Source organism: Gillisia sp. CAL575, from assembly GCF_000403785.1.
Classification (GTDB): domain Bacteria; phylum Bacteroidota; class Bacteroidia; order Flavobacteriales; family Flavobacteriaceae; genus Gillisia.
Genome location: NZ_APHJ01000020.1, coordinates 1 through 11285, shown reverse-complemented (window position 1 = coordinate 11285; position 11285 = coordinate 1). Strand labels below are relative to the sequence as shown.

11 protein-coding genes are annotated in these 11285 nt (G+C 34.9%); 9 read left to right on the top strand and 2 right to left on the bottom strand.

Features of this window, described 5'->3' with window-relative positions; all coding sequences use genetic code 11:
• The first annotated feature begins 29 nt into the window (after positions 1–29).
• From fbaA to I130_RS02750, 9 genes are all read left to right on the top strand, one after another.
• Positions 30–1097, top strand: a complete 1068-nt coding sequence (gene fbaA / locus I130_RS02790) for a class II fructose-bisphosphate aldolase (RefSeq protein WP_034919066.1) — start codon at positions 30–32, stop codon at positions 1095–1097.
• Between the two features lie 58 nt (positions 1098–1155).
• On the top strand, positions 1156–2013 hold the full coding sequence (gene accD, locus I130_RS02785; RefSeq protein ID WP_034919062.1) for an acetyl-CoA carboxylase, carboxyltransferase subunit beta: 858 nt from the start codon (positions 1156–1158) through the stop codon (positions 2011–2013).
• Between the two features lie 135 nt (positions 2014–2148).
• Positions 2149–2418, top strand: a complete 270-nt coding sequence (rpsO, locus tag I130_RS02780) for a 30S ribosomal protein S15 (RefSeq protein ID WP_034919059.1) — start codon at positions 2149–2151, stop codon at positions 2416–2418.
• 224 nt (positions 2419–2642) lie between these two features.
• Entirely contained in the window at positions 2643–4889 is a 2247-nt protein-coding gene (locus I130_RS02775; RefSeq protein WP_034919055.1) for a polyribonucleotide nucleotidyltransferase, read from the top strand.
• A 282-nt stretch (positions 4890–5171) separates the two neighbouring features.
• A complete protein-coding gene (locus tag I130_RS02770; protein ID WP_010230640.1) occupies positions 5172–6035 on the top strand; it encodes an RNA polymerase sigma factor RpoD/SigA in 864 nt (287 codons plus the stop codon).
• A 203-nt stretch (positions 6036–6238) separates the two neighbouring features.
• Positions 6239–6652: a BLUF domain-containing protein gene (locus I130_RS02765; protein ID WP_034919053.1), complete on the top strand. Its 414-nt coding sequence runs from the start codon at positions 6239–6241 to the stop codon at positions 6650–6652.
• 283 nt (positions 6653–6935) lie between these two features.
• The gene (locus tag I130_RS02760) at positions 6936–7355 is read left to right on the top strand and encodes a BLUF domain-containing protein (protein WP_232224010.1); all 420 of its coding nucleotides are present in this window, start codon (positions 6936–6938) and stop codon (positions 7353–7355) included.
• 60 nt (positions 7356–7415) lie between these two features.
• Positions 7416–8081, top strand: a complete 666-nt coding sequence (gene rpe / locus I130_RS02755; protein WP_034919044.1) for a ribulose-phosphate 3-epimerase — start codon at positions 7416–7418, stop codon at positions 8079–8081.
• Positions 8065–9045 carry a YpdA family putative bacillithiol disulfide reductase gene (locus I130_RS02750; RefSeq protein WP_034919039.1) on the top strand — a complete coding sequence of 327 codons (981 nt, stop codon included), beginning with the start codon at positions 8065–8067 and terminating at the stop codon, positions 9043–9045. The genes rpe and I130_RS02750 overlap by 17 nt, the downstream gene beginning before the upstream one ends.
• A gap of 151 nt (positions 9046–9196) precedes the next feature.
• On the opposite strand, the gene I130_RS02745 is transcribed toward I130_RS02750, so the two are convergent.
• Both I130_RS02745 and I130_RS02740 read right to left on the bottom strand, forming a co-directional pair.
• Entirely contained in the window at positions 9197–9523 is a 327-nt protein-coding gene (locus I130_RS02745) for a hypothetical protein (RefSeq protein ID WP_157480485.1), read from the bottom strand.
• 197 nt (positions 9524–9720) lie between these two features.
• Positions 9721–11285 (bottom strand): MBG domain-containing protein (locus tag I130_RS02740; protein ID WP_034919031.1); only part of this gene is annotated, 1565 nt, incomplete at its 5' end.

Here is an 11285-nt window from a genome sequence, read left to right as displayed (position 1 = left end):
TTTGTAAATCTTAACTTAAAATAATAAACATGAGTCATAATATAAAACCAGGGGTTGCCACTGGAAAGGAAGTACAGGAAATTTTTAAGTATGCAAAAGAAAAAGGATTTGCTCTTCCAGCAGTAAATGTGGTAGGTTCTAGCACTGTGAATGCTGTTTTGGAAACTGCTGCAGATCTAAACTCTCCGGTTATCATTCAGTTTTCGAATGGTGGCTCACAGTTTAATGCAGGAAAAGGACTTTCTAATGAAAATCAAAAAGCAGCAATAGCTGGAGGTGTTGCAGGTGCTTTGCATATTCATGAGCTTGCTAAGGCCTATGGAGCAACCGTGATCTTACATACAGATCACTGTGCTAAAAAATTATTGCCTTGGATAGATGGTTTATTAGATGCTGGTGAAAAATTTTACAAGGAGCATGGTAAACCCCTATACAGCTCTCATATGATAGATCTTTCTGAAGAATCTTTAGAAGAAAATATCGAGATCTGCAAGACTTACTTAGAGAGAATGAGTAAAATGGGAATGACCTTAGAGATCGAATTAGGTATCACTGGTGGTGAAGAAGATGGAGTAGATAATACAGATGTAGATGATTCCAAATTATACACACAACCAGAGGAAGTCGCTTATGCTTTTGAGGAATTAAGCAAAGTTAGTGACCAATTTACTATTGCTGCAGCCTTTGGAAATGTACATGGAGTTTACAAGCCAGGGAATGTAAAATTAACTCCAAAAATCTTAAAGAATTCCCAGGAATTTTTAAGTAAAAAACTTGGACTTGAAGAAAATCATATTGATTTTGTATTCCATGGTGGAAGCGGTTCTACTGTTGAAGAGATTAGAGAAGCTATTGGTTACGGAGTTATAAAAATGAATATAGACACAGACCTTCAATATGCTTATGCAGAAGGAATTCGTGATTATATGGGAGATAACAAGGATTTTTTGAAAGCTCAAATAGGAAATCCAGAAGGTGCAGATGTACCTAATAAAAAATATTACGACCCTAGAGTTTGGTTACGTGCTGGTGAAGTTACTTTTAAGAATAGACTTAAAAAGGCCTTTGAAGATCTAAATAACGTAAATACACTTTAATAAAATGGAGCCTGAAATAATTAATAATTATTTCAGGCTTTTAATTATAATATAGATTATGGCTTGGTTTAAAAGAACACAAAAAGGAATTCAGACTGCCACTGAAGATAAGAAGGATGTACCAAAAGGATTATGGTATAAATCTCCAACAGGGAAGATTGTAGATGCAGAGCAATTGGAGAAAAATTTTTATGTAAGTCCCGAAGATGGATATCATGTTAGAATTGGTAGTAAAGAATATTTTAAAATTCTTTTTGATGACAACAAATTTAAAGAGCTTGATAAGAATATAGAATCTAAAGATCCATTAACATTTACAGATACTAAAAAATATACCGAGAGATTAAAAGCTGCGCAAGAAAAAACAGGACTTACAGATGCTGTAAGAACCGCGGTTGGAAAGTCGAAAGGAAATGATTTAGTAATTGCCTGTATGGACTTTAGTTTTATTGGCGGGTCTATGGGATCTGTAGTAGGTGAAAAAATTGCCAGGGCAGCAAATCACGCTTTGATAAATAATATTCCATTTATGATCATTTCGAAATCTGGAGGTGCAAGAATGATGGAAGCTGCGTTATCTTTAATGCAAATGGCTAAAACATCTGTAAAATTAGCACAATTAGCAGATGCTAATATTCCATATATTTCTCTATGTACAGATCCAACTACGGGAGGAACTACAGCTTCTTTCGCAATGTTAGGAGATATCAATATTTCTGAACCTGGAGCGCTAATAGGATTTGCTGGACCAAGGATTGTAAAAGATACTACAGGGCAAGATCTTCCAAAGGATTTTCAGACTGCAGAATATTTGAAAGATCATGGATTTTTAGACTTTATAACCCCCAGATCGGAATTAAAAGACAAGGTGAATTTATATTTGGACTTGATTTTAAATCAGCCAGTTAGAAGCTAAAAGAAGGGTTTTAAAGAATTTATTTAGCCTGATAATAAAAGATTTCACACGTATTACCTTTAATAAAAATATAGTATATTTGCGCCTTGACAGAAATACTGTCTGTACATAAAAATCATTAAAATTAATATTGGAATGTATTTAACTAAGGAAGAAAAGCAAGAGCTTTTTAAAAAACATGGAAATAGTGCTACAAACACTGGATCCGCAGAAGGTCAAATCGCATTGTTTACACAACGTATTTCACACCTTTCTGGACATTTAAAAACAAATCGTAAAGATTATAACACTGAGCGATCTCTTGTAAGATTGGTAGGGAAAAGAAGAAATCTACTTGATTATTTAATGAAGAAAGATATCTTAAGATACCGTGCTATCGTAAAAGAATTAGGATTAAGAAAATAATTTTCAAGGGAGCTATATGCTCCCTTTTTTTTATTCGTATTAATATAACTTCTCACTGTCTTTAGAATTATTTTAAAATTTTTACTCTTAGTAAAGTCGAAGAGTAGTTTTTCATTGGTCACACAACAACCACACAACAACACAACTTGTTCGTCCAGAAAGACGAAGACCATTGTATAACACACAATTTGTATTTATGCAAATTGGAATTGAAAAAAAACAATATGATACCAAAAGTTTTTAAAGAGGTTATCGATCTTGGGGACGGTAGAGAAATTTCTATCGAAACCGGAAAATTAGCAAAACAGGCACACGGATCCGTAGTGGTTCAGTCTGGAAAATGTATGATGCTTTGTACTGTAGTTTCTAACTACGAACAAAAAGATCTAGATTTCTTACCATTAACGGTAGATTACCGTGAAAAATTTGCAGCCGCAGGACGTTACCCAGGTGGTTTCTTCAAAAGAGAAGCACGCCCTAGTGATGGTGAAGTTTTAACAATGCGTTTAGTGGATCGTGTTTTACGTCCCCTATTCCCTAAAGATTACCACTCTGAAACTCAGGTGATGATCCAGTTAATGTCTCACGATGATGATGTTATGCCAGATGCTATGGCAGGACTTGCCGCTTCTGCAGCAATTCAGTTATCTGATTTCCCATTTGAATGTGCTATCTCGGAAGCAAGAGTAGGACGTGTTAATGGTGAATTCGTAATCAACCCAACAAGAGCACAATTAGAAGAATCTGACATCGATATGATGATTGGAGCTTCTGCAGATTCTGTGATGATGGTTGAAGGTGAAATGGATGAGATTTCTGAAGAAGAAATGGCAGACGCTATCAAGTTTGCTCATGAGCATATTAAAGTGCAATGTGCTGCTCAATTAAGATTAGCAGATGCTGTTGGAAGAAAAGAAGTGCGTGAGTACCCAGCAGAAAGAGAAGATGCAGATCTTAAGAAGAAAGTTCACGATATGGCATACGATAAAGTATATGCTATAGCAAAAGCTGGTTCAGCAAAGCATGAACGTAGTGCAGCTTTCAGTCAAATAAAAGAAGACATTAAAGCAACTTTCTCTGAAGAAGAGATGGCAGATTATGGTGGTTTAGTTTCTAAATATTACCGTTCTGCTGAAAAAGCTGCAATTAGAGATCTTACTTTAAACGAAGGACTTCGTCTTGATGGTCGTCAGACTGTTGATATTCGTCCTATTTGGTGTGAGATTGATTATTTGCCTTCTGTACACGGTTCTGCAATCTTCACACGTGGAGAAACTCAGGCTTTAGCTACAGTAACTTTAGGTACTTCTAGAGACGCAAATAAAATTGATATGCCATCTTATGAAGGAGAAGAGAATTTCTACCTTCATTATAATTTCCCTCCTTTCTGTACAGGTGAAGCAAGACCTATTCGTGGAACCTCTCGTAGAGAAGTTGGTCACGGTAACTTGGCTCAACGCGGATTAAAAGGAATGGTACCAGATGATTGTCCTTACACGGTACGTGTAGTTTCTGAAGTTTTAGAATCTAACGGTTCTTCTTCTATGGCAACTGTTTGTGCTGGAACAATGGCTATGATGGACGCAGGAATCCAGATGAAAAAGCCAGTTTCTGGTATTGCAATGGGATTAATTTCTGATGCAGAATCTGGAAAGTTTGCTGTATTATCTGATATTCTAGGTGATGAAGATCACTTGGGAGATATGGACTTTAAAGTAACTGGAACGGCAGATGGAATTACCGCTTGCCAGATGGATATTAAAGTAAAAGGATTGCGTTACGAAATTCTTGTAAGTGCTTTGAAACAAGCTAGAGAAGGTCGTTTACACATTTTGGATAAAATAACTGAAACAATCGCTACCCCTAGAGCAGATGTAAAAGAATATGCTCCTAAAATGGTTTCTGTTCGTATTAAAAACGAATTTATTGGTGCGTTAATTGGACCAGGAGGAAAAGTGATACAAGAACTTCAAAAAGAAACTGGATGTACTATCGTTATTAACGAAGATCCAGTAACTGAAGAAGGTATTGTTGAAATCTTAGGAACAGGACAAGAAGGAATCGATAAGGTATTAGCCAAAATTGATTCTATCACGTTTAAACCAGAAGTGGGATCTGTATATGAAGTAAAAGTAATCAAGATGTTAGATTTTGGCGCTGTTGTAGAATATTTAGATGCTCCAGGAAACGAGGTGTTATTACACGTATCTGAATTAGCTTGGGAACGTACAGAAAACGTAAGCGATGTAGTAAACATGGGCGATGTGTTTGATGTAAAATACTTTGGCCTAGACAAACGTACGCGAAAAGATAAAGTTTCTCGTAAGGCATTGATGGACAAGCCAGAAGGTTATGTTGCACCTAAGCCAAGAGAAAATGATAGAAACGACAGAGGTCGTGATAACAGAGGATCTAGAGATTCCAGAGGCCGTGATGATAGAGATCGCAAGCCTAGAGAAAATAGAGACTAAGTTATTAAAAGTCATATTTAAGAGGTCGATTGAAAAATCGGCCTTTTTTTTTGTGCTAATTTCAAAATAAGTTTTATTGCGTTAGGGATTGCAGCAAAAAGCCCACAGCGACCATAGAGAGCGAGGACTTGGAGCGGAAAGCCCGACCCTGAAATCCATTTTTATGGATCGAAGGGGAACGCTAAAAAAATATTTAGCAGGACTTTTGTAACATTTTTAGGAACTCTTACGTATAACTTAATACAAGAGCTATTCATAATTAAAAATCCAGGGAGAAGATAGATGAGACAACTTAAAATTACGAAGCAGGTAACTAACAGAGAAACCGCTTCGCTAGATAAGTATTTGCAAGAAATTGGTAAAGTAGACCTAATTACTGCTGAAGAAGAGGTAGAATTAGCACAAAAAATTAAAGCGGGTGATGACCGTGCACTAGAGAAATTGACAAAAGCGAACTTGCGTTTTGTTGTTTCGGTAGCAAAGCAATATCAAAATCAGGGATTAACTCTTCCCGATCTTATAAACGAAGGAAATTTAGGGTTGATTAAAGCTGCGAAACGTTTTGATGAAACTCGTGGTTTTAAATTTATCTCTTATGCAGTTTGGTGGATTAGACAATCTATCCTACAAGCATTGGCAGAGCAATCTCGTATTGTACGTTTGCCATTGAATAAAATTGGATCTATAAACAAGATCAATAAAACATTTGCTTTTCTTGAACAATCTCATGAGCGCCCACCAAGTGCTGAAGAAATTGCAAAGGAATTGGATATGACAATTAATGACGTGAAGGAATCCATGAAAAATTCTGGACGTCACGTATCTATGGATGCTCCTTTGGTAGAAGGTGAAGACTCTAACTTGTACGATGTATTGCGTTCTGGTGAGTCTCCAAATCCAGACAGAGAATTATTGCATGAATCTCTAAGAACAGAAATAGAACGCGCTTTAGAAACGCTTACTCCGCGGGAAGCCGATGTTATTAGATTGTACTTTGGTCTTGGTGACCAACACCCTATGACATTAGAAGAAATTGGAGAAACTTTCGATCTTACTCGTGAGAGAGTTAGACAGATAAAAGAAAAAGCGATTAGAAGATTAAAGCATACTTCTAGAAGTAAGATCTTAAAAACATACTTGGGATAATATTCCCTTAAAGATGACAACAGTATACCCGATTCTTATCGGGATAACTGTTCGTTTTTTGATTGATGAATGACCCCGGAGTGATGACCGGGGTCTTTTCATTTTATGATTTATACTTATATTCTATAAATTATACTATTAACTTTCTTATAGGCTGGTAATTAAATTATTCTTTTACAATACTTAACCAATAAAGCCAAATTATGCATTATGCTATTTGCTATGTAAGCAGCGCATACCCAAATCTTACAGAATACGAAATTAAAAGCATTTTAAACTTCAGCCGGGACTGCAATAATGAAAATAATATTACAGGAATATTGTTATATTCTGATGGAAACTTTTTTCAGGTCCTTGAGGGCAATATGGAGATAGTAAAATCTCTTTTTGTAAATATAAGAAATAACAAAAATCATCAAAACATCATGGTGATTTTCGAAAAAGAAGTTTCTATTACTCAATTTGACACTTATCAATCAGATTTTATTACTCTCGATTCTCGTTTTCAGTCTGATATAGATTTGTATTTTTCTCAAATAGAAAAATTGAATCCTAAAATTCAAAGTTCTGTGCGATATATTTTAAATAGTTTTGCCAAAGGAATCATATCTATATAATCCATATTATTTACGTCTGTTAAATAATTGCACCAAGTATTTATTAAAATATAAAAAAAGGATTCTAGAAACATTATTATAAAAACATAATTGAAATAAAATACCCATAATCTAAAAAACATTATAATCTCAAAACTATGGTATAATTATCATTTTATTTTGTGATGAATAAACTGAAAAGACAGATTTTTATATTAAATTATAATGATTTTTTTAGAAAATTATAACATATTCCTACAATCACCCAGATTTTAAATCCCTAAATTATTCTTTTAAAATTTGAATGAAACCTAGAATTATGAGATATGCTATAGTATATGTAAGCACAGCTTCCAATAACTTAAAAGATGAAGAAATTCAAAATATTTTAAGTTCAAGCAATACATGGAACAACAAAAATGATATAACTGGTCTTTTATTATTTTCAGAAGGCAATTTCTTCCAGATTATAGAGGGTGAGAAAAAAACAATTACTGAATTGTTTGAGACTATCCAGGAAGATGACCGACATCACAATATTATGCAGATTTTTGGAAAAGACATCCACAAAGATGCCTATGACGGATATGTTTCCGATTGTGTTTCTGATCAATCAGATTACGAACCAGAGAAATTTCAACATTATTTAAATCATATTAAAGTTTTGGACAAGACTGCTCAAAAAGCCGTAGAAAATATATTAAAGGTATTTTTACCTATTTAGAAAGAGCTAAACCTATTTTCTTGTTATTTTTGTGTGCACTATAAAGACACATAACAACTTATGAGCACAAAACTTATTGCCCCATCTGTATTAGCAGCCGACTTTGGGAATTTACAAAGAGACCTAGAAATGATCAATATAAGTGAAGCCGATTGGTTTCATATAGATATTATGGATGGTGTTTTTGTACCAAACATTTCTTATGGGATGCCAGTTTTAAAAGCTATTTCTAAACATGCTAAGAAGACTATAGATGTACATTTAATGATCGTAGATCCAGATAGATATATCAAGGAATTTGCTGAATTGGGCTCTGATATTCTTACTGTACACTATGAAGCTTGTACTCATCTTCACAGAACAATACAGGCGATTAAAGCGGAAGGAATGAAAGCTGGTGTTGCTCTAAATCCTCATACTAATGTAGATTTATTGAAAGATATCATTAAAGATATCGACTTAGTGCTCGTAATGAGCGTTAACCCCGGCTTTGGTGGTCAGAGTTTTATTGAAAACACTTATAATAAAGTAAAACAGTTAAAATCGATCATTGAGAATGCAGGTGCTCATACACTAATTGAGGTAGATGGAGGAGTAACAGATAAAAATGCAGCTCAACTTACCAAAGCCGGAGCAGATGTTTTGGTGGCTGGAAGCTATGTTTTCAAAGCTTCTAATCAAATAGAAACAATAAAAGGACTTAAAGAAATTGCAAATTCAAACTAAAGAATTCGATATTATTATAATTGGTGGAGGTCCAATTGGAATTGCTTGTGCCTTGGAAGCAAAAAAACGTGAGTTAAGCTATGTTATTTTAGAAAAGGGATGTTTAGTAAATTCTATTTACCACTACCCTACTAATATGACCTTTTTCTCTACTTCTGAAAAATTAGAATTAGACAACATACCTTTTATAAGCACTAATCCAAAGCCACATAAAGCCGAGGCCTTAGAATATTATAGAAGGATCACTACTTCCAATGAATTGAATATTCATTTATTTGAAAAAGTGAGTTCTGTAGAAACTTTGGATAACAAACTTCATAAGGTAACGACCACTAAAGCTGAGTATACTGCCAAAAATGTGATTGTAGCTACGGGATTTTATGATATTCCAAATTATTTAAGTATAGAAGGAGAAAACCTCCCAAAAGTCTCACATTACTATAATGACCCACATTACTTTGCAACTCAAAAAACAATAGTTGTAGGCGCTAGTAATTCTGCAGTAGATGCTGCATTAGAAATTTATCGTAAGGGCGGGGATGTTACAATGATAGTTCGGGAAGATGCTATTGGAGAACGAGTAAAATATTGGGTGAGACCAGATATAATTAATCGTATAGAAGAAGGAAGTATTAGAGCTTATTTCTCTTCAGAGTTAAAGGAGATCACAGAAAAGGATGTTCTTATTAACACAGCAGACGGAGAAATAAGACAGGAAAACGATTTTGTAATATTACTTACTGGATATCGTCCAAATTTTGATTTTTTAAAATCTATGGGAATATCTCTTTCTGAAGATGAAAAAAGAATTCCAACATATAATGAAAACACAATGGAAACTAATATACCAGGAATTTATCTTGCAGGAGTTATTTGTGGTGGAATGGAAACTCATAAGTGGTTTATAGAAAACTCTAGGATTCATGCAAAGATGATCCTTGACGACATTGCGAAAAACAAATAACAAACTTCGGGACAAGTCGATGCAATATATGCAAACGGTCCGGAAGGAAAATAATTTACTAACGAATTACGAATTTTACCTTTTAGTGAGCAAAAAAAGGAGAGGAACTTAAATTCAAGTTCCTCTCCTTTTTTAATTGCTTTAATTTATTTTATAATACCACCACTTCAGCATCCCTATAACTATATTTTCTTCTATTTAATAATTTTCCATAAAAAGCTAAATCGTCATTTTGATAATTAAAAGAATCTTTTAACCATTTATTAGATCTTTCAATTGGAAAAGTGAAAATCTGTATTATTGGATAATGAGAATTGTTTGTATTAGTGTCTTCGATACCAATTTCTATTGTTTTCTGTTCCTTATTAAAAGAGACATATTTTGCTAAAAAATTATACTTAATTAGATCTCTAAAGTCTTCAGATAATTCTTCACATTCAATACATTCTTTTAAATAATCGGCTACTATAACTTTCATAGCAGATTGAATTTCGAACTTATTATAATAGGATGTCATAGGCTAAGTATTTTTATATAGATGATAAATTTACCCTAATCCCTTAAACCTTAAATCATTTTATAGAAGGTTTAACGAAGCTTCCTAATAATATCAAAAAAAAAAAATGCCTCAGTTTTTAAGTTGAGGCATATAATCATGATAATTTGATTAGTTAATTAATCTACTATAATTCTCTTTTCATAGGAGTGTCCAGTAGCAGTTGTAATCTTTATAATATAAATTCCGCTCATTAAATTTCTTCTTTGGAAATCTACATCGTAATTCTCCATTGCTTTAACTGTACCTGTATATAAGCTTTCTAACATTCTTCCAGAATAGTCAAAGAGTCTAAGTGTTACAATAGCATCTTCCTTAAGGCTGAAACGTATTGTTGAAGCGCTGATCACAGGATTAGGTGATACTGCTAGTGTTTCTAATATCTCAGGCTGCAGGTCTTGCATGATAACTGGAGTTCCTTTAGTCACAATTTCCTGAGCTTTACCTTTTGGTTTGTGAATCACTATGGAGCCACCACCAATAATAGTTGCATCGTCTGAAACTTCGGAGACACCACGTTTGTTATCGTATAGAAGCGAACTGGAAGAATTGTTGTCCCATATCATAATTCTGAACTTATCAGTTCCACCACCTCCGGATACTTGACCATCAATAGCTATTACTCTAAATTTATGGTTTCCTACCCCATTCACGGTTCCCGTACCGGTATAAGTTGCCTTAGCTCCTGAAATTACCAGTTGCATATTGTCAAGCATGGCACTTGAGAAGTGTAGGTCTCCTGCTTTAAATTGGAAGTTTGTATTTCCATCTACCTCATTGGTGTTGTTCTTTCCTGTCTTGTATTTAGCATTGAAACCGAAGTTCGCTTTTCCTACAACATCCGCCTTAATACCAGTCATCGCACCAACTGGCGAATCTATCCAACCACCACCGGTTACAAATCCTCCTGCTGGGTCATAAACTGGAAGGAATACAACATCAGTTGCAGAGCATCCACCTGCCAAAGCTGTTACCGGATAAAGATTCGCTTCTAGTTTGCTAAGATTGAATGTTGCTACACCATTTACAGAGGTTGCTGTTGGTGAACCAAAACCTAACACATTTAGAGTGACAACAACTCCATTAAGTGGCATTGTCCCATCTTTTACTACAATCGTTATACTTACATCCTCATTTATGCTTCTTGGCATTTGAGCATTAGTGACATCTAACGTAACCGTTTTCACTGTTAACTCACCAGAGATATAAGAAATATTATAATTACTCAACCCTGTACCTACAGCTGCCGATATATTTATCGCGTAAGGTGAACCTGTCGTGCTTGCTGATGGAATAGCACCATTGGATGTTATAGTTGCCGAACTTACAGCATCTCCATTTACCAATCCTACATGGGTAAATTCTAGACCGGTGAAAGTAATGGTCTGACCGCAATATTTAGATGCATTTTTAGCTGTGATGGTAATTGGAGCTTTGTTGATTACAATCGCTGCAGTTCCGCTTTGATTAGTATAGTTTGCCCCTCCGGTGAATGTCCAATTGGCTGTACCGCCTGGAACATTGGTGAAGCTAGCGCCAAGATTCAATCCTGTCAACGTTTCCCCTGCTACACCTAGAGCTGATCCAGTTGCACCATGTGCTAATGCATCGTATGTGCCAGTGTAACCTGTTACCGTGATGGCAGCATCTGATTTGCCGATTACGATTTGAACGTTACCTGCAT